Origin of the sequence: Rhizobacter sp. Root1221, from assembly GCF_001425785.1 — a bacterium.
In the GTDB taxonomy this organism is placed as follows: Bacteria; Pseudomonadota; Gammaproteobacteria; order Burkholderiales; family Burkholderiaceae_C; genus Rhizobacter.
In genome coordinates, this window is the sequence record NZ_LMDI01000029.1 from 1 (window position 1) to 22,421 (window position 22,421).

Annotated in this window: 23 protein-coding genes and 1 pseudogene; 18 read left to right on the forward strand and 6 right to left on the reverse strand. The window is 66.7% G+C overall.

The genetic code is table 11. The features are described 5' to 3' along the window. Window positions 1-388: hypothetical protein (locus ASC87_RS32480; protein ID WP_200954428.1), on the forward strand; the 388-nt coding region annotated here is incomplete at its 5' end. Between the two features lie 90 nt (window positions 389-478). On the opposite strand, the gene ASC87_RS19640 is transcribed toward ASC87_RS32480, so the two are convergent. After that, a complete protein-coding gene (locus ASC87_RS19640) occupies window positions 479-676 on the reverse strand; it encodes a hypothetical protein (RefSeq protein WP_056666058.1) in 198 nt (65 codons plus the stop codon). 353 nt (window positions 677-1,029) lie between these two features. On the opposite strand from ASC87_RS19640, the gene ASC87_RS30880 reads away from it, so the two are divergent. From ASC87_RS30880 to ASC87_RS19680, 9 genes are all read left to right on the forward strand, one after another. Next, window positions 1,030-1,239, forward strand: a complete 210-nt coding sequence (locus tag ASC87_RS30880) for an SEC-C metal-binding domain-containing protein (RefSeq protein ID WP_082568787.1) — start codon at window positions 1,030-1,032, stop codon at window positions 1,237-1,239. Window positions 1,240-1,266: 27 nt separating this feature from the next. Continuing rightward, window positions 1,267-1,542 (forward strand): YgjV family protein, encoded by a 276-nt coding sequence (locus ASC87_RS19645; RefSeq protein WP_056666061.1) that lies wholly within the window; start codon window positions 1,267-1,269, stop codon window positions 1,540-1,542. Window positions 1,543-1,768: 226 nt separating this feature from the next. After that, window positions 1,769-2,200 carry a hypothetical protein gene (locus ASC87_RS19650; protein ID WP_056666064.1) on the forward strand — a complete coding sequence of 144 codons (432 nt, stop codon included), beginning with the start codon at window positions 1,769-1,771 and terminating at the stop codon, window positions 2,198-2,200. Window positions 2,201-2,475: 275 nt separating this feature from the next. Continuing rightward, a complete protein-coding gene (locus ASC87_RS19655) occupies window positions 2,476-3,540 on the forward strand; it encodes a glycosyltransferase family A protein (protein WP_056666067.1) in 1,065 nt (354 codons plus the stop codon). After that, a complete protein-coding gene (locus ASC87_RS19660) occupies window positions 3,537-5,261 on the forward strand; it encodes an ATP-binding cassette domain-containing protein (protein WP_056666070.1) in 1,725 nt (574 codons plus the stop codon). The genes ASC87_RS19655 and ASC87_RS19660 overlap by 4 nt, the downstream gene beginning before the upstream one ends. Continuing rightward, window positions 5,258-6,145, forward strand: coding sequence for a polysaccharide pyruvyl transferase family protein (locus ASC87_RS19665; protein WP_056666073.1), 888 nt, complete (start codon window positions 5,258-5,260; stop codon window positions 6,143-6,145). The genes ASC87_RS19660 and ASC87_RS19665 overlap by 4 nt, the downstream gene beginning before the upstream one ends. Beyond that, the gene (locus ASC87_RS19670; RefSeq protein ID WP_056666076.1) at window positions 6,142-6,894 is read left to right on the forward strand and encodes a Stf0 family sulfotransferase; all 753 of its coding nucleotides are present in this window, start codon (window positions 6,142-6,144) and stop codon (window positions 6,892-6,894) included. Before ASC87_RS19665 ends, ASC87_RS19670 begins: the two co-directional genes overlap by 4 nt. Further along, window positions 6,891-7,649: a 2OG-Fe(II) oxygenase gene (locus tag ASC87_RS19675; RefSeq protein WP_056666081.1), complete on the forward strand. Its 759-nt coding sequence runs from the start codon at window positions 6,891-6,893 to the stop codon at window positions 7,647-7,649. The genes ASC87_RS19670 and ASC87_RS19675 overlap by 4 nt, the downstream gene beginning before the upstream one ends. A 163-nt stretch (window positions 7,650-7,812) precedes the next feature. After that, window positions 7,813-8,826 (forward strand): right-handed parallel beta-helix repeat-containing protein, encoded by a 1,014-nt coding sequence (locus tag ASC87_RS19680; protein WP_157604148.1) that lies wholly within the window; start codon window positions 7,813-7,815, stop codon window positions 8,824-8,826. A gap of 62 nt (window positions 8,827-8,888) precedes the next feature. On the opposite strand, the pseudogene ASC87_RS19685 reads toward ASC87_RS19680, so the two are convergent. The 3 genes and pseudogenes from ASC87_RS19685 to ASC87_RS33620 form a co-directional block, all read right to left on the reverse strand. Further along, window positions 8,889-9,388 (reverse strand): annotated as a pseudogene (locus ASC87_RS19685) (O-acetyl-ADP-ribose deacetylase). Between the two features lie 68 nt (window positions 9,389-9,456). After that, window positions 9,457-10,263, reverse strand: coding sequence for a CsgG/HfaB family protein (locus tag ASC87_RS19690; protein ID WP_056666084.1), 807 nt, complete (start codon window positions 10,261-10,263; stop codon window positions 9,457-9,459). Window positions 10,264-10,501: 238 nt separating this feature from the next. Beyond that, complete coding sequence (locus ASC87_RS33620) at window positions 10,502-12,979, reverse strand: fibronectin type III domain-containing protein (RefSeq protein ID WP_157604149.1); 2,478 nt, start codon at window positions 12,977-12,979, stop codon at window positions 10,502-10,504. Window positions 12,980-13,494: 515 nt separating this feature from the next. Between ASC87_RS33620 and ASC87_RS19700 the strand changes: the two genes are divergently transcribed. Together ASC87_RS19700 and ASC87_RS19705 are read left to right on the forward strand one after the other, a co-directional pair. Then, a complete protein-coding gene (locus ASC87_RS19700; protein ID WP_056666087.1) occupies window positions 13,495-13,965 on the forward strand; it encodes a MarR family winged helix-turn-helix transcriptional regulator in 471 nt (156 codons plus the stop codon). Window positions 13,966-14,116: 151 nt separating this feature from the next. Further along, window positions 14,117-15,130: an alpha/beta hydrolase gene (locus ASC87_RS19705; RefSeq protein WP_056666089.1), complete on the forward strand. Its 1,014-nt coding sequence runs from the start codon at window positions 14,117-14,119 to the stop codon at window positions 15,128-15,130. An 89-nt stretch (window positions 15,131-15,219) separates the two neighbouring features. Here the strand turns inward: ASC87_RS19705 and ASC87_RS19710 are convergent, their stop codons facing one another. Then, window positions 15,220-16,110 (reverse strand): LysR family transcriptional regulator, encoded by an 891-nt coding sequence (locus tag ASC87_RS19710; RefSeq protein ID WP_056666092.1) that lies wholly within the window; start codon window positions 16,108-16,110, stop codon window positions 15,220-15,222. A 113-nt stretch (window positions 16,111-16,223) separates the two neighbouring features. Between ASC87_RS19710 and ASC87_RS32010 the strand changes: the two genes are divergently transcribed. Genes ASC87_RS32010 through ASC87_RS19735 form a run of 6 tightly spaced genes read left to right on the forward strand, consistent with a single transcriptional unit; the run spans window position 16,224 to window position 21,628 of the window. After that, the gene (locus ASC87_RS32010; protein WP_157604150.1) at window positions 16,224-16,370 is read left to right on the forward strand and encodes a hypothetical protein; all 147 of its coding nucleotides are present in this window, start codon (window positions 16,224-16,226) and stop codon (window positions 16,368-16,370) included. After that, entirely contained in the window at window positions 16,367-17,356 is a 990-nt protein-coding gene (locus tag ASC87_RS19715) for an aldo/keto reductase (protein ID WP_056666097.1), read from the forward strand. Before ASC87_RS32010 ends, ASC87_RS19715 begins: the two co-directional genes overlap by 4 nt. Window positions 17,357-17,401: 45 nt before the next feature. Continuing rightward, complete coding sequence (locus tag ASC87_RS19720) at window positions 17,402-17,875, forward strand: (2Fe-2S)-binding protein (RefSeq protein ID WP_056666099.1); 474 nt, start codon at window positions 17,402-17,404, stop codon at window positions 17,873-17,875. A gap of 12 nt (window positions 17,876-17,887) precedes the next feature. Beyond that, window positions 17,888-20,128, forward strand: a complete 2,241-nt coding sequence (locus tag ASC87_RS19725) for a xanthine dehydrogenase family protein molybdopterin-binding subunit (protein ID WP_056666102.1) — start codon at window positions 17,888-17,890, stop codon at window positions 20,126-20,128. Between the two features lie 8 nt (window positions 20,129-20,136). Continuing rightward, entirely contained in the window at window positions 20,137-21,243 is a 1,107-nt protein-coding gene (locus tag ASC87_RS19730) for an XdhC family protein (RefSeq protein ID WP_082568782.1), read from the forward strand. 13 nt (window positions 21,244-21,256) lie between these two features. Then, a complete protein-coding gene (locus ASC87_RS19735; RefSeq protein WP_235582222.1) occupies window positions 21,257-21,628 on the forward strand; it encodes a c-type cytochrome in 372 nt (123 codons plus the stop codon). A 34-nt stretch (window positions 21,629-21,662) separates the two neighbouring features. On the opposite strand, the gene ASC87_RS19740 is transcribed toward ASC87_RS19735, so the two are convergent. Further along, window positions 21,663-22,406 carry a Crp/Fnr family transcriptional regulator gene (locus tag ASC87_RS19740; RefSeq protein ID WP_056666104.1) on the reverse strand — a complete coding sequence of 248 codons (744 nt, stop codon included), beginning with the start codon at window positions 22,404-22,406 and terminating at the stop codon, window positions 21,663-21,665. Between the last annotated feature and the right edge of the window lie 15 nt (window positions 22,407-22,421).

Sequence of the window (22,421 nt, forward strand, 5' to 3'; positions counted from 1 at the left end):
ACATGGCGCCACCCACGTTCAGTTTCTGCCGGGCGGCCGGGCCTCCGGCACCGCGCGCATCGAAGACCAGGCCATCGTGGCCAACGGCTCGGTCACCGGCGGCACCGTGGGCGGCCTCAGTGTCATCGGCGTGACGGGCAGCCCGTGGGGCAACAACGCCTTCACGGTGTCCGGCTCCGCGCAGGTGCGCACCACGTTCTACCCGCTCGGCTTCTTCGAGCCGAACCAGGGCGCATCGGGCACGTTGAACCTGCACGGCGACGTCGAGTACCGCGGCGCGGGCCTCAACCTTGGTGCGGGCAACCGGTCGGGGTTCGTGGACCAGACGTCCAACGTGGGCTCGGACACCGACGTCAACAAGAAGACCGCGCTGACCTGGCGGCCCTGAACGGCACTTGCCGTTCCATGAGGCCCACCCGCCCGCGGGTGGGCCTCAGCGCCCTTGCCGGCCGCCACGCAGCGCGGCTGCGCCGGGGCGTCACGTGGGCGGCGCACCCGCGCCGCCCACCTCCGCGTCGGAGCGCAGGCCATGCGCACGAAGCACCGGACCGCCGAGTTGGCGCTTGGTCACGGCATACACCCTGGCCTGTCCGTAGCGGGCGCGCAGCAGTTCCGCCTGCCGGCCATCCACGTGGCGCCGGAGGACCACGTCGTAGGCGGGAACGCCTTCATCCACCGCACATGGTGAGCGTGAATCGAATTGCCCATCGGGCCTCCAGGAAACGCATGGCCGGGATGGCCGTGTGCTTCATTGTTGCCCGGGGTTGACGCGCAAGTAAAGACTATTTACAGTGCGCATCCTCCGCTGATCCAGGCAACACGTTTCGCACGGCACCTCATCGCGATGTCCGCAGGCCTCGTCACCAACCACCACCCTTTGATGGGGCAGGCCAGGTTCGTGCCCCCTGCGGCGGCGCTCAGGTCGTTCGGCGGCTGCGCGTGTGCCGGCCGCAGGAGAAACCGTCCATCCAACCATCAGGAGATTCGCCATGAAACCGAACCAACAAGACGACGCGTGCTTTCGAAGTGATGAGCAAGCGCCGCAAGGGCTTCCCCTCTGAAACCGGGGTCAAGCGCGGGCGCCGCATCGTCGGCGGCACCAAGGAACTGACCGAGAAACTCGGCCGCAACGATCCATGCCCTTGCGGTTCAGCGAGGTCGTTTCAAGCACTGCTGCCTCCGCAGCGGATGCTTTCGATGGCGTCAATCGCCACCACTACGAGCGCTGACGGCGCGTGAAGTGACGTGTGAACAGGTGCCGCCACTGTGGCGCGGCATGGAACAGACATCACGCTGGGACTCGCGCTCGCGAAGGCCCCGGCCGACTGGCTTCCGCTGGCGGCCTCGTGCCTCGGCACGCTGGCGCTGTTCCTGTTGCAGGGCATCGCGATGCGGCTCGTGATGCTGTGTGGCACGTGCCTGTGGATCGCCAACAACCTGATCGCGGGGTCGATCGGGGGCACCGCGCTCGAGCTGGTGGTGGCCGTCGTCAACTTGAGTACGGTCTGGCGCCTGTACCGGCGTGCGCCTCAAGCGGCTTGACGGGCTGGGACCGGTGGTGCGCCGGCAGCGGCGCAAGGGCCCGTGTGCCGACGCGGGGCGCCGACACGGTGAAGCCGCCGTTCGAGAACTCGATCACACCTTTCGTCAGGTCTCGCCCAGGCGTTCGGCACGGCCATGCCCCCCAGGGCCATACTGCGCCGCACACACCGCGGTTCGTCTCCAGCGGTGACCCGCACCGACCGCCCTGCCTCGTGCCGACCTCCCGATGACATCCAGCGCCCCCTATCTCGACTTCGCCGTGGTCCAGGCCGACGACGACTTGCAGGAATTGACGGTATCGGCCGCAAGCGACCGCTTCGCGGGACAGGTCGGCCTGTACGCGAGCCCCGACGAGCTCCGCGACATCGCCGACCGCCTCCGCCCGTTCCTCAGCGGCCGCGGCGGACGGCGCGAGTTCCTGCTGGGCCAGGAGGATTTCGTCGGGTACGGCACCGTGCGCCTGAGCCTGAACCGCAAGGAGTTCGCGGACAGCGTCCTCGTCGAGGTGGCGCTCCGGGCCAACCCGTCCGAGCCCCACGCGCCGGCGGAATCCTGTGTGCTGCGCTTCCCTGCATCGGTTGCCGAGCTGGAGCGCTTCGAGGCCGACCTCCGGCGTGTGGCACAGCGGCTCGGGTCGCGTGCGGTCATCGGCTCCTGACCGCATGTCTCCCGGCGCACGGAATCGCGCGGGAGCTTGACCCGCTCGACGCCGATCTTTTGAACCCGATCCCATGGATTCGGGAACATCTCGCGAGCCCTCCCGATCCGTTTCAACTGCAGCGCCCATGCAGAGTCTGGAAAGCTGGGAAGCCGATTTTCGCCTTTAGGCAAAGGGGTTTTCTGCGGTCGACCTGTAGCGATCGGGCCACCGGATGTGGCACCATCACTGCATGATCAATCTGATCGTACGGCTGGTCGCGCAGCGAGGATGACTTGGCGAAGGCCATCGAAGCCTCCGAGCGCGACACGCTGCGCAAGATGCATTCCGGCATTCCGACATTGAGCGTCGTGATGCCGGTTCACAACGCCATGCCGTATCTTGGCGCAGCCATCGAAGCGATCCTGCAGCAGAGCTTCGGCGATTTCGAGTTCGTGATCGGAGATGACTGCTCGACAGACGGGTCCGCCGCTTGCGCCGAGGCCTTCGCCAAGCGCGATCCCCGCATTCGCGTGCTTCGAAGTGCCATCCGACTGGGGCCGGCCGGCAGTTCCAACTGGGTGGCGGACGAGGCGCGTGCGCCTCTGGTCGCCCGCATGGACGCCGACGACCTGTGCCACCCGCGCCGGCTTGAACTTCAAGTGCGGGCCCTTGCCGAACATCGGTCCGCCGTGCTCGTCGGCACGCTCTACAGCCTCATCGATGGCGCCGATCGCCCCATCCGCGGCGTGGACCGGTCGACGCTTCTCGGCAGGCCCACCCCTCCGATCGCGCATTCCTCGGTGCTCTACCGCAAGTGGGCATTCGACCAGGTCGGCGGGTACTGCCAGAAGTCCAGCTACTTCGAAGATTCCGAGCTGTACCGCCGGCTCGCCCAGGTGGGCGAGATCCTGGTCATTGCCGACGACTTGCTCCTGTACCGGTTCGCTGGAACAAGCGCTCGCCTGACCGATGATCGGGCAGTGGTCGAACAGGCTCTGAACGCGATGCCCGCCACGCTCCGGCTGCGCGAGTCCAGGCACGATGACGCAGACAAGCTCGAACCGGAAGTCTTCCGCACGCTGGGAAGCCTCCGCCTGTGGGCGAACCTGCCGCCGGAAATCCTGAAAAACATGGCCACCCGCATGCGGCTTCTGCCTCTTAGCGCCAGTGTCCGCGTGATTGCCTGGGCCCTGATTTGCAGCCTGTCGCCGTCGATGGCGCGTCGGGCCACCCGCGCACGGCTGTCCTGGCGGAACTGGCGCGCACGCCGGCGCGTTCCCTCGGGGCATCTCTTTCGATGGGTGCCTGATGGTCCGTCCATCAACCTCGGGCGCATCGATCCGCCGATAGCCAAATGAGTCAGCCGAACCGCCTGGGGCCGGGTGAGCGTCCGCGGGTCGGAACGCTGCTGGTGACGCTCTGGCGTGTGCTGTCGCGCCCCCGCCGACACGCGGTGGCGCTCACCGTGGGTGTGACGGTCGTTGCCGGCGTTGCCGAACTCGGGGCGCTGGTCGCCTTGAAGCAGTTCCTGCACGCCGTCATGCACGCGGTCGACCAGTGGCACTCCGTGGGCCCGTTGCTCGTCTTTGCCTTCTCTGTCATTGCGGTGGCCCTGGCGAGGCTGGCAACCCTGAAACTGCAGGATGGGCTCGTGCTGGGTTTCGCGTCCGACGCCAGTTCGGAAATCTTCTCCCGCGCGCTTCGGCAGCCTTACCTGCAACATGTGAAGCGCGAGTCCGCGGAGTTGTTCGCAGCACTCGAGAACATGCAACGCCTCGTCAACGGCGCCCTCGGGCCTCTGGTGCAAGCCATGGTCAGCGCCGTGCTGGCCGTTGCGCTACTGGCCTATCTGGTGGTCATCGCGCCATTGATCGTCCTGCCGGTGCTGGGCTTGCTCGCCTTGACCTGCTGGGCCGTGGGCCTGCTGGCGACGCGCCGTTCCGAACACGGGGGGCAGACACTGCAATCGCTTGCCTTGCGGCGGTTCAAGGTGACCCATGAAGCCCAGAGCGGCTATCGCGACCTCGTGCTTTCGCATGAGCAGATGCGGGTCACGGCGCAGTTCCAGCAGACGGAAGCGCACTTCCGGACACGGCAGGCGCGTGATCGTTTCGCCGCGTTGGGCCCGCGTCACGTCGTGGAAATGGTCGTCGTGCTGGCGGCGATCGCCCTGGTCTGGTTGTTGTCGCGCCGGCCAGACGGCATCACGTCCGGCATTCCGGTCATCGGCGTGGCCGCACTCGGCATGCAACGGCTGATGCCGTTGATCAACGGTTGCCATGCGGGGTGGCGCCTTTTTCGCACCAACAGCGATGTCCTCGCAGACACGCTGGGCCTGATGCAACGGCCAGCGCTGCCAATGCCGCATCTTCCACCCGGTGTCTTGCCGTTCGAACGGGCGGTGGTCCTGGAACACGTGGAAATGCGCTACGAGGACCGTGAAGTGATCCTGCGCGATGTCAATGTCACCATCCGCAAAGGCGAACGCGTCGCCATCGTGGGGCCATCCGGAAGTGGCAAGAGCAGCCTGCTGGACATCCTCCTTGGATTGGTCGAGCCAACGGCCGGGCGCCTGCTGGTCGACGGGATGCCACTCGATTCGCATGAGCGGCTGTGGGCCTGGCAGAGTCAGGTGGCGTGCGTCGCGCAGAACGTGTACCTGCGAGACGCGCCAATTCGCGATGTCATCATGAACGCGGCAGGAAACAGCCCCGTCAACATCGCGCAGTTCGACAGCGCCGTGTCCGGCGCCGGGCTCCGGCCGTTCCTGGCGTCGCTGCCGTCGGGCGCGGACACCCGCATCGGTGACGGTGGCGTGCTCCTGTCCGGCGGGCAACGGCAGAGGATCGCCATCGCGCGAGCGCTGTACCGGCGGGCGCCGGTGCTGGTACTCGATGAAGCGACCAGCCAACTCGACGCCGCGACGGAAGCCAGCATCCTGGACACCCTGGATGCACTCGGGCAGTCCATGACCATCCTGATCGTCACTCACCGCGACGCGGCGCTTCGCGGCTGTTCCCGGATTCTCGACGTTCGCCAGGGCACCGTGGCGGAGCGGGTGATGGAGGCTTCCGCATGAGTTTCGGATTGCTCACCTACGAAACGATCAATCTGGGCGATCACGTCCAGAGCATCGCTGCGAAGCGCTTCCTGCCGCATGTCGATGTTCTCCTGCAGCGAGACGCTCTCCAGCTGGAACCGGGTGGCGAGGGCCAGGTTCACGCCATCCTCAACGGGTGGTATCTCGAACGACCCGTGAACTGGCCGCCGCATTCCCGCATCCGTCCCCTGCTCGTGTCGATGCACTTCGACACCCGGCGCATGCTCAGGCAATTCTGGATTCCTTCGCCAGCGTCCCAGATGCTGAGTCCGCAAGGCAGGGAATGGCTGATTGCGCACGGCCCGGTCGGTGCGCGCGACCCGGCCACGCTCGAACTGCTGCAGCGCCACCGCATCCCGAGCTGGTATTCCGGATGCCTCACCTTGACACTCCCCACGCCGAACGCAGCGAGGGATGACGTCGTGGTGGCCTGCGATCTCCCTGAGCCCTACCTCACCGCGATGAAGCGCCGCACGACTTCCCCGGTCACCTCCGTCACGCACCTCGACCTGATGACGAGCGGCCACGCACAGCGGATGGCAAAGGCACAGGCCCTGCTCGATCTTTACGCGCGCGCGCGCGCGGTAGTCACGACCCGACTGCATTGCGCGCTGCCTTGCCTGGCGTTCGGCACGCCGGTGCTGTTCGTGCCCACCGCTCCCGATCGCAGGCGGCTGCAGCCGGCATTCGAGCTGGCGCACATCGCGAAGCCATCCGCCTTCTTGTCGGGGCGTTTCGATTTCGACTTCGATGCCCCCCCGCCGAACCCGGAGCTTTGGCGGCCGCTGGCACGGCAGCTTGCCGAGCGATGCCAGGACTTCATCCAGTCCGTGCCCTCCCGCATCCCGGAAGTCACCCGATGACGATCCGAGGTTACGTGATTTGTTCCTACCCGCGCAGCGGTTCCAACTACCTGTGCCAGCTCCTGGCGTCGACGGGGACCTTGGGCCGCCCCCAGGACTGGTTCAACGGCAAGGGCATCCGGGCGCGCGAGGACGCGGCCTATCCCCTGGAGCCTCACGTCCAACTTCAGCAGGTGCTGGCACGGGGTGTCACTGACAATGGCGTGTACGGCATGAAGATGTTCTGCGAAGGCTTCGACCGCATCGCAGGGCTGGACTGGCCTTCCGCGTTGCCGGAGCTGCGCTGGATCCATCTTGAGCGCCTGGACCTGCTTGGCCAGGCCATCTCCGACGTGCGCTCGAAGCAGACCCGGCAATATCGATCCACGGCCCGCGTGCAGGGACAACCGAAGTTCGGGCACGGCGCAATTCGCGACTCGCTGGCGCGTACCGCCCGCGACCACGGACGCTGGACACTGTTCTTCGGGCGCAACGGCATCGTGCCCCTGCACCTGACCTACGAAGCTGTCGCCGCAGACCCGCAAGGCACCGTCGACGCCATCGCCCGCCTCGTGGGCCTGGAGGGGGCTCATCCCGTCCAGGCGCAGCACGTGACACTCGAAGTCCAGCGCGATGCCCTCTCCGACCAGTGGCGGCGACGATTCCTCGCCCGCGAGCAGGACATGACGCGCCTCGATTCACTGCCTTCGGCTGCCACACTGTGGACCCAGCGACAACTCTCACGGCTTCGGCAAAGGATCAACTCATGAACGACCTTTGGAATCGTCCCGTGTATCCGCTGTGCAAGGAACCGTTCGACCATCTGTGCGTCGACGGCTTTCTGCCGCAAGACCTGTTCGAAGAACTGGCGTCGACCTTTCCGGAGTGCCCCCCTGCCACGGGCCCGACCGGATTCACGATCCACCCCGGCGATGCCGAGTTCGAACACCTCATGGCCAAGGGAGGCGCGTGGCGGGACCTGTGGATGGCCTGCAACAACCAGACCTTCACCAATTTCGTGCTGCAACAGTTCGCGGCGTGTTTCGCGACGGATGCCGCGGTGAACCTGGATCGCGCGCGCCATGTGTTGCACGTGGAGTCGAGGGCGGAGAAGGAAAGTCGGCTACCACTGCGGGTAGTGCATGCCCCTGACGATTTGTGGGTCCGGTTCGATCTCATGCAGGGGCGAGTCGGCTACAGGCGCAAGGTCCATGTTGATCACCGCCGAAGGGCGGCGACGATGCTGCTGTACTTCACCGACCCATCCGGTACGGAAGGCGGGGACCTGTCGCTCCATGGCCCTGGCGACCGAACGACCACCGTCTCACCGCGCGCGAACCGACTCGTCATGTTCCCGTGCAACAACGCGTCCTGGCATTCGGTGTCGCCCATCGTTCGCCAGGACCATCCGCGCAACTTTCTCCAGGTCACGTTGTCCAGCTCGGTGGATCTGTGGCCGCCACTCCCACTGGGACTCGGGTCAAGGCTTCGCGAGGGTTTCAAGACGCTCGCCCGCGTTCGCTGATGCCTAGGGCAAATACGTTCTGGTTCTCCGGCGCGCGCCCACCTGATCGATGTGTATCCCCAAGTCGTGATTCACCCGAGGCGCGCCAGGGTCATCACATGATCGCGAAGCAGGTGAGTCAAACGACAATCGTGCGCTCCTTCACGCGCAGGCGCGCGACGCGGTGAAAGTGACATCGACCTCTGCTTTCAGCGGGACATCGAGCGCCTGTTTCTCAATCCTCACGCCACCGGATCACCCCATGGGAATCATCAGAGCTATTGCGTCCTCGTCAGCGGCCGTCCTCGCGACGCTCGTGATGTTGGTCACGCCGCAACTCGCGTCGGCTCAAGCCACACGCACATGGGTCTCCGGGGTGGGTGACGACGCCAACCCCTGCAGCCGGACAGCGCCCTGCAAGACATTCGCGGGGGCGATCAGCAAGACCGCCATCAACGGCGAGATCAATTGCATCGACGCCGGAGGTTTTGGCGCCGTCACGATCACGAAGTCCATCATCATCGACTGCAAGGGTGTCCTGGCGGGGGTGCTGAATGCCGGCACGAACGGGATCACCATCAACGCCGGCGTCGGACAGGTGACCCTGCGCAACATCTCCATCGACGGCGCCGGCACCGGTTTCGCGGGCATTCGCGTGCTGGCAGCGGCCAGCGTCCAGATCGATCAGGTCGTCATTCGCGGGCAGACCGGCAACGGCATCGACGTGGTGTCGTCGGCCGCCACGAATGTCACCGTGACCAACAGCCTGATCCGCGAGAACGTGCAGCACGGCATCTGGGCGGCGCCGACGTCAGGTGCCTCCGCCAGGGTGGCGGTGTTCAATTCCACGTTGGCCGCCAACGGCCTGACCGGCCTCCGGCTCAACGACAACTGCTCAGCCAGCGTCAGCGACAGCCTGCTGACCGGCAACGGCTCCTCGGGTGCTGCCGCGTCCTCGACCGGTGCCGCCTCCACGATCATGCTGGACCGCGTGGTCTCGTCCGGCAACCGCGACGGCGGGGTGCTCGCCAAAGGTTCGGGCGCAATCGTCTGGCTGGCCAACACGCTGCTTTCGAGCAACGCCTACGGCTTCTTTCCGCCGGCCGGCGGCGGCACCTACGTGTCTTTCGGGAACAACCGGGTGATCGGGAATACCATTTCAGACGGCGTGCCTACCCAAGTGGTATCACAGCTCTGATCGGATGGGCCCGCTGCGCGAGGACATGAAGCCACAGCGCCGATCTGGCCGGCGACGGGCCTTCACAGCAACGCCGTGTAGACCCCCAGATCGGCTTCCGAGAAGCAGCAGAACGTCACGTCCAGCGCGTCCCCGGCATCCGGACTGAAACCGCGGACCGTCGACACGGCGACTTCCGCCGCCAGCGCAATCGGATAACCGTACACGCCCGTGCTGATGCTCGGGAACGCCAATGTGTGGAGGCCGTGTGCGGTTGCCAGCGCCAGGCTTTCCCGGTAGCACGACGCCAGCAGCGCGGCCTCGCCACGTGCGCCGCCATGCCACACGGGCCCTACCGTGTGGATGACGTAGCGTGCCGGCAGTCGGAACCCCGGGGTGATCTTCGCCTGGCCCGTCGCGCAGCCATTCAACCGCCGACAGGCGGCGAGGAGGTCGGGGCCCGCAGCCCGGTGGATGGCACCATCGACGCCACCGCCGCCCAGCAGCGAGCTGTTGGCGCGTTGACGATGGCGTCCACACGGCGTGTCGTGATGTCGGCGCGCACGGCGCTCAGGCTGATCATGGCTGTTGGTCCTTCGGCGGTTTTCATCGGCCCCGGCGTCTGATGCCACCGGCTCCGGGGGCATCGCGTCAGCCGCCCGTCTTCCCCTTGGTCGGCACCGCCGGCGGCAGTTCCTTCGCCTTCAACTCCCGCACCTGCACCACCAGCTTGTTGTGTGCGTCGAAGAACGCGGCAGCGATCACCTTGCCTTCGTTGGTGTTGCTCCAGCCGAGCCCGCCGCCGCCACCGAGGCGGCCTGCGAGCAGCCCGCCCACACCCAGGTCGGTGGCACGTGCCGAGCCGGTGGACGCGGCCAGCTGTTCGGTGGTCTCGTTGTCGGTCAGCAGCAGTGCCACCTGGGCTTCCTTCAGCTTGACCTGCTCGACGAGACCGACCAGGCCGGCGATGTCGCGCAGCACCGGGATCGCGCCGATGATGCCGACCAGGCCTCGCCCGGCGTCCTGCTCGCTGAAGGTCAGGCTCGGCACCAGCGTGTACTGCGCCTCATAGCCCTTGCCCTTGGCCACGGTGGAGTTCGAGCGAACGATCCCCGCCTCCTTGAGCTCCTGTTCCTGGATGGTGCTGCGCAGGCCGGCCGCGCGGTCCACCACGCGGAAGCAGCCGCTTTGCTGGGCGATCAGCTTGATCAACGGCACCGGCGACGCCGGCAGCTGGTAGTTGTCGCGCATCGTGTAGCCCTGCGGGTTCTCGGCAAGCGCGAGCGTGGCCACCGGCGCATCGCAATGGGTCAGCTCGGGCGCGGCACCGCTTGCCCCGGCCGGCCCTGCCGAGCCGCTCACCACCGACCCGCCTTCGCCCAGTTCCGTCTTCTTCTCGCCGCATCCGGCGGCCAGGGCCGCGAGCATGCACACCGAGGCCAACTGTCGTTTGCTCATCAACGCTCCCACGATGGCCCTGTGGGCCGAGTCACAACCCGGCCATGATGCCAGCGCAGGCCGCGTGATCGGGCCTGGCGTGCCCCCCTGGAATGGGGAGGAAATGCAACAGGACGCGTTCGCTGTGATCACTTACGGGAGGACGTGCACCTCCAGGAGTGCGCCCGTGCCGGGCGCACAAAAAAAGGCCCGGGCAATGCCCGGGCCTTGATCACGCGCCAGGAAATGCGCCTTGCGGTCAGCGCGGCCCCACCACTGGCAACGGCGCACCCACTTCGTAGGCACCGGCGTCGGGGGCGGTGCCCGCAAAGCCGTCGTTGATGCCGGGGATCGCCACGCCGGCGTTTTCGGCCGCCGAGCCCGACTTCAGGCGCAGGTCCGGCGCCGCGTAGGTGCTCATCGCGTTGGTCGGCAATGCCACGGCACTGTTGAACACCGCGAGCGAAACCTGCACCGCGTTCTTCTCGGTCGTGAGGCTGCGCAGCTGCGTGAGGTCGCTGAACGATGTGCTGCCGAAGCGGCCGCTGAACGTGCCCGTCGTGGAACCGATGGCGTCGTAGTTCATGTTCGCGTTGGACGACACGAGGTCAGGGATCTGCAGCACCTTGCCGGAGCCGTTGTCGTAGCCGCCGTACGCGCCGCCCGGACCGCCGATGAACAGGTTGTTGCGGCTGTACAGGCTGTTGATCGCAACGCCGGCATAGATGCCAATCGCGTCACCGCCCTTGACCACGGTGTTGTGCAGAAGCACATCACCATAGCTGCCACGGTACAGCTTGAAGGACACGTGCGCGATGTTGTAGAGCACGTTGCGCACGAAGTAGGTCGGGCCACCGAGACCCGGTTGCGACGACAGCCCGATGAACGCGTTGGTGATGCGGTTGCGCATCACGCGGCAGTTGTGGAAGCAGAAGTCGGCCTCCACGCCGTCGTCGGCGGCGATCGAGAGGTCGTTGTTGAGGATGTCGATGCTGTATTGGTCCACGGCCTCGCTCTGCTCGAGCAGCGAGATGTTGTCGCGGAAGCCGCTGACCTTGTTGTTCATCACCACGTGGCCCGGGCCGGTGAACTCGATGCCCTCGCCCACGTTGGCACCGTTGACCCCGAGCGCGGCCTCGGCCCACGCGGTGGTGCCGGTCACGACGTTGTCCGCGATGTAGGCGTTCTCGGCGCGGATGTACGCCACCACGGTGCTGCCGCCACGCACCGTCGGCACCGACTTGATAGTGCTGCGTGTCAGCGCGAAGTGCTTGGTGCTGTCGAAGCGGACGGTGCCATTGACCTGCACGGCGTCGAGGATCACGTGCTGTCGGCCGTTGAAGAACAGCTCGCCGTTGAACACCGTGCCGGGCACGCCGCGGATGACGATCGGCTTGCCGGCCGACCCGTCCTTGCTCATCGTGAAACCGGTGTAGGTGCCTGCGGCAAGCTGGACGATGTCGCCCGGCACGGCCGACGCGAGCACGCTCGACAGCGTGGACGGCGTGGCGGCCTTGACCGGGGCGTTGGCCATCGGCGCGGGGACGGCGCGCGTGGTCGCGCTGACGGTGCGGGTGGTGCTGCCACCGTCCGCGTCCACCAGCGACAGCTCGACCTCGTAGGTCGTCGCGGGTTGCAGGTCGAAGACGCTGCCCGTGTGGCGCGTGGTCCACGAGAAGCCCGTGGTGCTGCCGGCCTGCACGCGGCGCAGCGGCATGCCGTTGCGCCAGGCAGTGGTGCCCTGCGCGCGGTAGCGCACGTTGACGACCGCGTTGGCATTGGCGTCACCGGAGAAGGCCCATTCGACCGTCAGGTTCTGCATCGTGGGGAACGGCGTCGTGATCGTGCCGGGCACGCTGACGTTCGCCGGGACCACGACCGCCGGGGCGGGCGCGGGCGCGGGCGCGGGCGCGGGAGCCGGAGCCGGAGCCGGAGCCGGAGCCGGAGCCGGAGCCGGAGCCGGAGCTGGTGCTGGTGCCGGTGCCGGTGCGGGGGCCGTCGTGGGCGTCGTCGCCGACACACTGTTCGACGGCCAGCTCACGTTGCCGGCCTTGTCGTACGCCCGCACGCGGAAGTTGTAGAGGCGCCCGCCGACAAGGGAGGTCGTCGTGTAGCTGGTGCTCGTGTTCGGGTTGAGCTGCATGTAGTTCGTGCAGGCCGAGGTCTCGCAGCGTTCGATCTTGTAGCTCTCGACGCCGACGTTGTCGGTGCTGCCGGTCCAGGCGAGCGTCGCCTGGGTGGGCGACAGCACCTTCACGGTCAGTGCAGACGGGGTGCTGGGCGCCTGGGTGTCGAGCGCCAGCACGCTGTCACCGATGTCGCGCGTTGCGACGTACGGCCCCGAGGACGTGGCCTTGCCATCATCGGCGATGGCAGCGACGCTGTACGTGTACGACACGCCAGCGGTCAAGCCGGTGTCGGAGAAGCTGGTGCCGTCGACCTCGGCGATCCCGGTGGACGGCGTGCAGCCGTCCGTGTCGCACCGCGACACCACGTAACGGGCGGCACCGCCCACGGCGGTCCAAGTCACGTCGATGCGCGCGTCGGTCACGGCCGATGCGCTGAGGATCTTGGGCGCCGTGGCGGTGCCTTCGGTTGCCGTCGGCGCCGGAGCCGGCGAGTCGACCGGGCCAGGTGCCGGTGCGGCCGTGTCGACCGTCACCGACGTAGCCGGCGTATCGGAAGCGACGTCCGAGCCGCCACCACCGCAGGCCGTCAGCGCAACCACAGCGCTCATGACGGCCAGACGGCTCAGAAGTTCTTTGCGATGTACCGCTTGCATCAAACCCACCCACAGATCAATTTCAGAGCCCGAATTGGACCGCGCCCCCTTGAACGCGGGGGTAAGCTTTTGCAAGATAGGGATTGAAACAACTTTGGGTGCGTGATAACTGCGTCACGCCGTGAAATGTCCCCACAACCCGCCGGAAACGGCCGTCTCATGCGGGCGGGGTTGTCAAGGACAAACTCACGGGCGGGTCGGCGAGCGCGTCGTTCGCGCCGCACAGCCAACAACGTTTCGTTACGAACGACGCGGTCGGTGGGCTGGTGGGAGCCTGATGCGATGCCGTTTCGAGGCCCGATGCCGGTGAGGCAACGGGTGCCACGCCCAAGTCGCGCACGCCGCTCAACGGCGTGCAGGGGGCGCAGGCCGGCGGCCGGTCGGGCTCCAGCACCCATGCGCCACACCTCTTCCCTGGCGCAATCTGAATCGCTTGCAAATAGATAGCACGCTATGTATACTGCCTTCCCATGAAGAAGCAACAGCCATCGCCAGCATCACTGCCAGCGCCCGCACTCGCGCTGGATCAGCAACTGTGCTTCGCGCTCTACTCCACCATGCTGGGCCTCAACAAGGTGTACAGAGGCCTGCTGAAAGACCTGGGGCTGACCTACCCGCAATACCTGGTGATGCTCGTGCTGTGGGAGCGCAATGACATGACGGTCTCGGAGATCGGCGAGCGGCTGTACCTCGACTCCCCCACCCTCACCCCGTTGCTCAAGCGCCTGGAAGTGGCAGGCCACATTGCACGAAACCGATCGACTGCCGACGAAAGGCAGGTCATCGTCTCACTGACCGCGGCGGGTCAACGCCTGCGCCAACGCGCGCAAGACATCCCCACCTGCGTGGCCGCCGCGATGGAATGCGCTCCTGACGAGATCGACACCCTTCGATCGCGGCTCAAGGACATGAGGTCGAAGCTCTACAAGAACGCCGCCTGACACGTTCGATGAAGACGGGCGCCACGTGCGCCCACTTTCCAGCCAATTCGTTCGCACGCGATTTATTCGCACGATAAAGCAGACCGGCGTCGCGCACCGGTCGCAGTTCAAGACGCGATGTCCTTCCACTCCACCTTCAATAGGCACCGATATGAAACGCATCCGCAAGGTCTTCGCCACGTCCCTTCTCTCGCTGGCCGCTGGTGCCGCGCTGGCCGCCGGGAGCCCTGGCGTCGAAACCAACACGCAGGCCTTCCTCGAGGCGCTGGCCAAAGGCGGCGGCAAGCCGCTCGAGGCCCTCTCTCCCGCCGACGCGCGCGCCGTGCTGGTTGGCGCACAGGCCGGGGCCAAGCTGCCGCCGGCTGACGTGAGCGAGAAGACCATCACGGTGGACGGCAAGCCGATCAAGCTGACCATCGTGCGGCCGGTTGGTGCCAAGGGCGTGCTGCCTGCGTTCATGTTCTTCCACGGCGGCGGCTGGATCCTCGGCGACTTCCCGACACACGAGCGCTTCGTGCGCGACCTGGTGGCCGACTCCGGCGCCGCGGCGGTGTTCGTGAACTACACACCATCGCCCGAATCGCGCTACCCGGTGGCCATCAACGAGGCCTACGCCGCCACCAAGTGGGTGGCCGACAACGGCGCGCAGATCAATGTCGACGGCAAGCGCCTCGCGGTGGCCGGCAACAGCGTGGGCGGCAACATGGCGGCGGTGGTGGCGCTGATGGCCAAGGCCAAGGGCGCGCCGGCATTGCGGGCGCAAGTGCTGTTCTGGCCGGTGACCAACGCCAGCTTCGAGAACGCCTCATACGACGAATTCGCCAACGACCACTTCCTGACCAAGAACATGATGAAGTGGTTCTGGGACGCCTACACGACGGACCCGAAGCAACGGCAGGACATCTACGCGTCGCCGCTGCTGGCAACCACCGACCAACTGAAGGGGTTGCCGCCCGCCTTGGTGCAGTCGGCCGAGAAAGACGTGCTGCGTGACGAAGGCGAGGCCTATGCCCGCAAGCTCGACGCCGCTGGCGTCACCGTGGTGGCCACGCGCTACAACGGCATGATCCACGACTTCGGCTTGCTCAACGTGCTGAGCGGCCTGCCCGCAACCCGCGCGGCGCTGCACCAGGCGAGCGAGGAACTGAAGGCGCGTCTGCGTTGATCCTGGGGTGATGGGAGCGGCACTCGCACGGGTGGAGGCTCCCTCACGCCTGGCCGGTGACAGCCGACATAGACCGGCAGGCGTGCCCATCACTTGTTCTTCGGAACGCGCAATGCCTCCACGACCAGTGCCAGAGCGGGCGATGCACTTCGGCTGGCGTAGTACAGGTGATGGCCAGGATAGGTGATTGCCCAATCATCCAGCACAGGCGTCAGGCTCCCCGCTGCAACATGCTCATTGATGGCGGGCGCGGGAACCCAGGCCAGCCCGTGCCCGGCCATCGTCGCGGCAACCACCAAGTCTGTCGCGTTGAACACGAGACGCCCGGTGACCTGGACATTGGTGTTTTTTCCGCGGCGCTTGAACTCCCAGTGCAGCAGCGCGCCGTGGGTAGGCAGGCGCAGACAAATGCAGTCGTGTTCGGCGAGATCTTGCAGCGTGCGAGGCGGGCTGCGGCGCTCGAAGTAGCCAGGGCTCCCGACAACCGTCATGCGCATGTCCGGTGCCATGCGCACCGCGATCATGTCCTTGGCAACGTCACCGCCCAGGCGAACGCCAATGTCGAACCGCTCGGCCACGATGTCGATGAAGCGGTTCTCGCTGCTGATCTCGATCTTGATGTCGGGGTACCTGGAAAGCAACGGCTGCAGCCTGGGCCAGACCAGCATCCGCGCCGCCGTTTCCGTGGCCGTGATGCGCACCGTGCCTGCCGGCGTGTCACGCGACTCGCTCAGCGCGGCCAGCTCTGCGTCGATGTCCGCGAAGCGCGGCCCCACGGCCTGGTACAACCGCTCCCCTGCTTCGGTGGTCGACACGCTTCGCGTCGTGCGGTTCAGCAGTTTCAGGTCCAGCTTGCGCTCCAGCGTCCGAATCGTCTGGCTGAGCGCGGACTGCGTCACGCCCATTTGCGCGGCAGCGCGGGTGAAGCTGCCCTCGCGGACAACGGCCGCGAAGGCCGCCAGGTCGTCGAATCGTGTCATTGAGTAGCCCGTCTTATAAGTCTATGTCTGTCCCGCGGTCTAGTCGATCGATCGCGTGGTGCCTACAGTTCCTGCGTTGAACAACGGCACGTTTTCGAGCAAGGAACCTGGGCATGATCGAACGAACACTTGGAGCAGGCGGCCTGGAAGGCTCGGCCATCGGACTCGGCTGCATGGGCCTGAGTTTCGCCTACGGAGGGCTCCGGCCGCGAGCGCCGAGCCTGCAAGGCTTCGGCTTGGAATCCAGGGAGAAACAATGAAGACACGCAAACTGGGCAAGCTCGAAGTCTCGGAGATCGGCTTCGGCACGATGAGCTTCGCGTCGACCTATGGCCCATCCCCGGACCGCGACGAAGCCATTCGGGTCATTCGCGGGGCCCATGACCTGGGTGTCACATTCTTCGACACCGCCGAGGTCTACGGCCCCTTCACCAACGAGCGGCTCGTCGGGGAAGCCGTTGCCCCCTTCCGCGATCGGGTCGTGATCGCCACCAAGTTCGGCTGGGACGTCGATCTGGAGACGGGCGAGCGACGGGGCGGACTGAACAGCCGCCCGGACCACATCAAGCTCGCCACCGAGGGCATGCTGAAGCGGCTGAACATCGATTGCATCGACCTGCTGTACCAGCACCGGGTCGACCCCGATGTGGCGATCGAAGACGTTGCAGGCGCGGTCAAGGACCTGATCGCCCAGGGCAAGGTCAGGCACTTCGGCCTGTCCGAGGCCGGCACCGATACGATCCGTCGCGCCCACGCGGTGCAGCCGGTCTCGGCCATCCAAAGCGAATACTCGCTGTGGACCCGCGACCCCGAGCCCGAGGTGCTGCCACTGTGTGAAGAGCTCGGAATCGGGTTTGTGCCCTGGAGCCCGCTGGGCGCCGGCTTCCTGACGGGCAAGATCGACACCAGCACGCCCATCGACCCCAAGGACTTCCGCGCCAACTCGCCGCGTTTCACATCCGAGGCCCGTGAAGCGAACAGCGCCATCGTGGATCTGCTTCGGCGTGTCGCAGCTGAGAAGGGTGCCACGCCGGCTCAAGTCGCGCTGGCCTGGCTGCTCGCGGAAAAGCCCTGGATCGTCCCGATCTTCGGCACGCGCCGGCTCGATCGTATCGAGGAAAACCTGGGCGCGGCAGGCATCACGCTGAGCGCCGACGACCTGTCTCGGATCGGGGCGATCGGGTCCACCATCGAGGCGCGCGGTGCCCGTTTGGGGGAAGCGATGCTGCGGCTCTCGTACCGGTGAGCGGCGTCGAGCTTTCTTGATTCCCCCAACGGAAATACGCGCACCATGAGCACACTCAACATCAACGGCCGCAACCAGACGATCGATGCCGACCCCGGCACCCCCATCCTCTGGGCCCTGCGCGATACCCTGGGCATGACCGGCACCAAGTTCGGTTGCGGCGCGGCGCTCTGCGGCGCGTGCACCGTGCACCTCGACGGCCAGGCCATCCGCTCCTGCATCACGCCGATCTCTGCCGCCGAAGGCAAGAAGATCCGCACCATCGAAGCCATGACCGACGGCAGCGACCGGGTCGGGGCGGCCGTGCACGCCGCCTGGGTCAAGCACGACGTGGCCCAGTGCGGCTACTGCCAAAGCGGCCAGATCATGAGCGCGACCGCATTCCTCAAGTCGCTGCCCAAGGGCAAGCAGCCCACCCCCGCCGAGATCGATGGCGCGATGGCCGGCAACATCTGCCGTTGTGGCACCTACGCCCGCATCCGCGCCGCGGTGGTGGATGCCGCCAAAGCCCTCGCCTGACTGGAGCCCGCCATGTTGAACGACACCTACCCGGCTGAACTGCCGCGCGCGCTGCAGCACATGCTTGAACGTGAGCGGACGGACGCCCCTGCCACGCTGCAACGGCGCAGCTTCCTGAAAGTGGTCGGCGCCAGTGGTCTCGCGCTCGGCGCCTTTCCGCACCTTGCCACGGCACAAGGCTCCGCCTCGGCGGCCGGCGGCCTGAAACCCACCGAACAGCCGTCCGCGTTCGTGCAGATCGCGCCCAACGGCGAGGTCACCGTGACCATCAACCGGCTCGAGTTCGGCCAGGGCGTGCAGACGGGCCTGCCGATGATCCTGGCCGAGGAACTGGATGCCGACTGGCGCCTGGTGCGCAGCCGCAACGGCACCAGCGACATCGCCTACCAGGACCCCCGCTTCGGGATGCACATCACCGGTGGCTCCAATTCCATCAAGAACAGCTACACCCAGTACCGCGAGCTTGGTGCCCGCGCCCGGGCCATGCTGCTCAGTGCCGCCGCGGCCCGCTGGAACGTGGACGCGGCGAGCCTGCGCACACAGGCCGGCACTGTGATCGGTCCCGCAGGCCGCAGGGCACGCTATGGCGAGCTGGCCGAGGCCGCCATGGCGTTGCCCGTTCCAGAAAAAGTCACGCTCAAGGACCCCAAGGACTTCCGGATCATCGGCCGCGCCACGACGCGGATCGATGCCAAAGCCAAGAGCAGTGGCCGACAGGATTTCGGCATCGACGTCCGCCTGCCGGGGCAACTGACCGCCGTGGTGGCCCGCCCGCCGGCGTTCGGCGCCAAGCTCACCACCGTGGACGACACCGCGGCGCGCGCCGTCAAGGGCGTCAAGGCGGTGCTGCGTGTGCCGCTGGACGGCGGCGCAGAAGGCGTGGCCGTGGTGGCCGATGGCTACTGGCAGGCCAAACTCGGCCGCGACGCACTGAACCTGCAATGGGATCTGGCAGCGGTCGAGAAAGTGGACAGCGAGAAGCAACTGGCCCAGTACAGGGAGTTGGCCGGTCGCCCGGGCCCACACCACTTCGAGGCCGACATGGCGCCACTGGCGACGGCGCCTCACCAACTGGAAGCGGAGTTCGTCTTCCCGTACATTGCCCACGCGCCCATGGAGCCGCTGAACTGCACCGTCCAGCTGTCCGAGGGACGTGCCGAGCTGTGGGTCGGCACCCAGTTCCCCGGCGCCGACAGCGCGGCGGCTGCGCGCGTGCTGAGCCTCAAACCCGAGCAGGTGCGGATCAACGTGCAGACGGCCGGTGGCGGTTTTGGCCGGCGCGGCGTAGGCAGCAGTGACTTCGTTGTCCTGGGATGCGAGGTTGCGAAGGCTGCTCGCGCGGCAGGCCTGAACGCCCCGGTGCGCACGCTCTGGAGCCGCGAGGACGACATCAAGGGCGGCTACTACCGCCCCATGCACCTGCACCGCGCACGCATCGGATTCGACGACAGCGGCAAGGTGCTCGCGTGGGACCACGTCCTGGTCGGCCAGTCCATCGTCACGGGCACCATGTTCGGCGGCCGGGTGAAAAACGGCATCGACCCGACGGCCACCGAGGGCATGCGCGCGCCGTACCCGCTGCCGATGCGCCTGACGGTGCACCACCCGAAGGTCAACGTGCCCGTGCTGTGGTGGCGCAGCGTGGGCTCGACCCACACCGCCTTCGTCATGGAGACCTTGATCGATGACATCGCGCGCGCCACGAAGCAGGATCCGGTGGCCTATCGGATGCAGCTGTTCGGCGATCAAAGCCCGCGCCACCGCGCCGCGCTGCAACTGGCGGTGGACAAGAGCGGCTATGGCAAGACCCGGTTGCCCGCGGGCCGCGCCTGGGGCGTGGCGGTGCACGAGTGCTTCAGTTCGGTGGTGGCCTACGTGGTGGAGGCGTCGGTGAAAGACGGACTTCCCGTGCTGGACCGCGTCACCGCCGGCGTGCATTGCAACCTCGTGGTCAACCCGCGCAGCGTGGAGGCCCAGGTGCAGGGTGCGGCGCTCATGGGCCTGTCGATGTGCCTGCCGGGTGGCGGCGCAATCACATTGAAGGATGGCGAAGTGCAGCAGAGCAACTTCGGCGACTTCGGCGTGCCGCGCATTACCGACATGCCGCAGATCGCCGTCCACGTCGTGCCCAGCGCCGAGCCGCCCACTGGCATGGGGGAGCCCGGCCTGCCCCCACTGGCCCCAGCCTTCGCCAATGCGATCGCACGCCTCACTGGCAAGCCGCTGCGCGAGCTGCCGTTCAATCTGGCGTAAGGAGCGACATGGAGGACCTGGACACGCTGGTCTTGCGCGCCGTCGCACGATGGCAATCGTCGGGCTCGCCCGTGGCCCTGGTCACCGTCGCGCGAACCTGGGGCTCCTCGCCACGACCTCCGGGCTCACTGATGGCGATCAACGAACGGGGCGAAACCGTTGGTTCGGTTTCCGGCGGGTGCATCGAGGACGACCTGATCGAACAGGTTCGGGTCGGCGGTGTCCGGGCGCTGTGTGCCGCGGCGGTGCCCACCGTCCTGCGCTACGGCATCTCGGCCGAAGAGGCGCATCGCTTCGGCCTGCCCTGCGGCGGCACGATCGAACTCGTGCTGGAGCCGGTGTCAGCGCTCAGCCGAATCAACGAACTGTTGTTGGCCTGCCAACAACGGCGCGCCACCGAGCGCGTGCTGGACCTGCTGACGGGCGAGGTCGTGCTTCGGGATGGCCGGCACGATGGCGTGCCGCTGCTCGAGGACGCCCGGCTGACCACCTTCGTGGGTCCGCGGGCCCGCCTGATCGTGATCGGCGCCGGTGATCTCTCTCGCTACCTGTGCCAGATGGCCATGAGCCTCGGCTTCGAGGTGATCGTCTGCGACCCGCGTGAGACTCGTCTGTCGGACTGGCACCTGGATGGCGTGGTCGTGACCCAGGAGATGCCTGACGATCTCGTGCAGCGGCTGCAGCCGGATGGCCGCACCGCCGTCGTCGCGCTCACGCACGATCCGAAGATCGATGACCTCGCGCTGATCGATGCGTTGCAGTCGAACGCCTTCTATGTCGGAGCCATCGGCTCGCGCCGGAACACCGCCCAGCGCCGGGAGCGATTGAAGGTGCACTTCGATCTTTCCGATGCCGCCCTCGAACGCTTGCACGGGCCAGCGGGCCTCTACATCGGCAGCAAGACGCCGGCCGAGATCGCCCTGTCCATCATGGCCGAGGTGGTCGCGGCGAAAAACGGGGTCCCGATGAGCGAATCCGCGCGAGTCGCCAAGGCGAAATGGCGATTGGAAGCGGCGGGCTCACCTGGCGATCCGCATCCGGCCGCGGCCTCTGCCTTGGTGTGTCCCGCCCCAACTTTCCCACTGGCCAACAGCGTCACGAACACGGTGACATGAAGAAAGAACTCAGATGACCGAAGATCCGAAACCGCATCGCGGTGACCGCCTTGTTGTCGCCGCCCGGCGCATGCTGGCAGCCCCGGTTCTCGTGGGGTTGGCAGCGAGTGCCCTGCTGCCCGCGCAGGCCGTGGCCAGCCAGGCGCTGGCGCAGAAGTACACCTGTGTCGCATGCCACCAACCCGCGGTCAAAGTGGTGGGGCCATCCTGGAAAGACATCGGCGCCAGGTATGGCCAGGGGAAAGGGACCGCCGCGCAACTGGCTGCCAGCATCAAAGCCGGCAGCACAGGCAAGTGGGGGCCGATGCCCATGCCGCCGCAGGCTCAGGTTCCCGACGCCGATCTGCAAGCCATTGCGCAATGGCTGCTTGCCGGCGCGAAGTAGTCGCCTCGGTGCGGTGATGCGGTCCGGCGGACCGTCAACGTGAGCGCATGAAACCGGTCGCGGGCTGCAACACGCCCTGCCTTGACGACACGCCTCTTCCAAAAGCATGCAGGCCTTCCACGTCCAGGACGTGGATCGTGCCGTACTGGATTCGCACGAACCCGGCCGCTTGAAGCTCATGCAAGGCACGGTTCGCGGTTTGCCGAGACAGGCCGCACAAGCGTGCAATCTCCTCTTGCGACAGGGACAACGCATCCGACGTGACCGAGCAAAGCGCTGGATTGAACAACTCAGCCACGCACACGGCCACCTGCGCCGTGGTCGACTGCATGCGATAACTTTCCACGACGGCCACGAACTGGCCGAGGCGAGCATTCAACTGGTGGACGAGGAAGTGGTTGAACGCCAAACTCGTTTCGAACAACCAGTCAAACGTTCTCGTCGGCATCAACGCGATCCAGCTGTCGCGCAGCGCGATCACCTCATAGGGCCTGAGCTCGCGCTTGAGGATCGATCCTTCCCCCAGCCATCCTCCGGAAGAGACGCCAATGAACGTGGTGCCCCGTCCGTCGGCGGATACGGTGTCGACCTTCACCATGCCGTCCAGGACGCCCACCCAATGCTGCGCGCGCGCGCCCTCCCGGCTCACGACGGTTCCAGCAGCGTACTGCACCACTTGCGTCTCTGCGTCCACCCGCACCCATTGTTCGGCAGTGAGGTGCCTGGCCCAGGGGGCTTCCCGAAGGCGGTCGCGCATCTCGAGGGAACTGGGAGACATGGCTTTCTCGAAGGA

What these genes read in the sequence shown, in the direction of transcription:
- ASC87_RS19740 (WP_056666104.1), bottom strand. Translation starts at nt 22,406, where the DNA reads ATGTCTCCCAGTTCCCTCGAGATGCGCGACCGCCTTCGGGAAGCCCCC.
- ASC87_RS19660 (WP_056666070.1), top strand. Translation starts at nt 3,537, where the DNA reads ATGAGTCAGCCGAACCGCCTGGGGCCGGGTGAGCGTCCGCGGGTCGGA.
- ASC87_RS19720 (WP_056666099.1), top strand. Translation starts at nt 17,402, where the DNA reads ATGAGCACACTCAACATCAACGGCCGCAACCAGACGATCGATGCCGAC.
- ASC87_RS19690 (WP_056666084.1), bottom strand. Translation starts at nt 10,263, where the DNA reads ATGAGCAAACGACAGTTGGCCTCGGTGTGCATGCTCGCGGCCCTGGCC.
- ASC87_RS33620 (WP_157604149.1), bottom strand. Translation starts at nt 12,979, where the DNA reads ATGAGCGCTGTGGTTGCGCTGACGGCCTGCGGTGGTGGCGGCTCGGAC.
- ASC87_RS19700 (WP_056666087.1), top strand. Translation starts at nt 13,495, where the DNA reads ATGAAGAAGCAACAGCCATCGCCAGCATCACTGCCAGCGCCCGCACTC.
- ASC87_RS19730 (WP_082568782.1), top strand. Translation starts at nt 20,137, where the DNA reads ATGGAGGACCTGGACACGCTGGTCTTGCGCGCCGTCGCACGATGGCAA.
- ASC87_RS19675 (WP_056666081.1), top strand. Translation starts at nt 6,891, where the DNA reads ATGAACGACCTTTGGAATCGTCCCGTGTATCCGCTGTGCAAGGAACCG.
- ASC87_RS19710 (WP_056666092.1), bottom strand. Translation starts at nt 16,110, where the DNA reads ATGACACGATTCGACGACCTGGCGGCCTTCGCGGCCGTTGTCCGCGAG.
- ASC87_RS19665 (WP_056666073.1), top strand. Translation starts at nt 5,258, where the DNA reads ATGAGTTTCGGATTGCTCACCTACGAAACGATCAATCTGGGCGATCAC.
- ASC87_RS19705 (WP_056666089.1), top strand. Translation starts at nt 14,117, where the DNA reads ATGAAACGCATCCGCAAGGTCTTCGCCACGTCCCTTCTCTCGCTGGCC.
- ASC87_RS32010 (WP_157604150.1), top strand. Translation starts at nt 16,224, where the DNA reads ATGATCGAACGAACACTTGGAGCAGGCGGCCTGGAAGGCTCGGCCATC.
- ASC87_RS30880 (WP_082568787.1), top strand. Translation starts at nt 1,030, where the DNA reads ATGAGCAAGCGCCGCAAGGGCTTCCCCTCTGAAACCGGGGTCAAGCGC.
- ASC87_RS19735 (WP_235582222.1), top strand. Translation starts at nt 21,257, where the DNA reads ATGACCGAAGATCCGAAACCGCATCGCGGTGACCGCCTTGTTGTCGCC.
- ASC87_RS19650 (WP_056666064.1), top strand. Translation starts at nt 1,769, where the DNA reads ATGACATCCAGCGCCCCCTATCTCGACTTCGCCGTGGTCCAGGCCGAC.
- ASC87_RS19715 (WP_056666097.1), top strand. Translation starts at nt 16,367, where the DNA reads ATGAAGACACGCAAACTGGGCAAGCTCGAAGTCTCGGAGATCGGCTTC.
- ASC87_RS19725 (WP_056666102.1), top strand. Translation starts at nt 17,888, where the DNA reads ATGTTGAACGACACCTACCCGGCTGAACTGCCGCGCGCGCTGCAGCAC.
- ASC87_RS19670 (WP_056666076.1), top strand. Translation starts at nt 6,142, where the DNA reads ATGACGATCCGAGGTTACGTGATTTGTTCCTACCCGCGCAGCGGTTCC.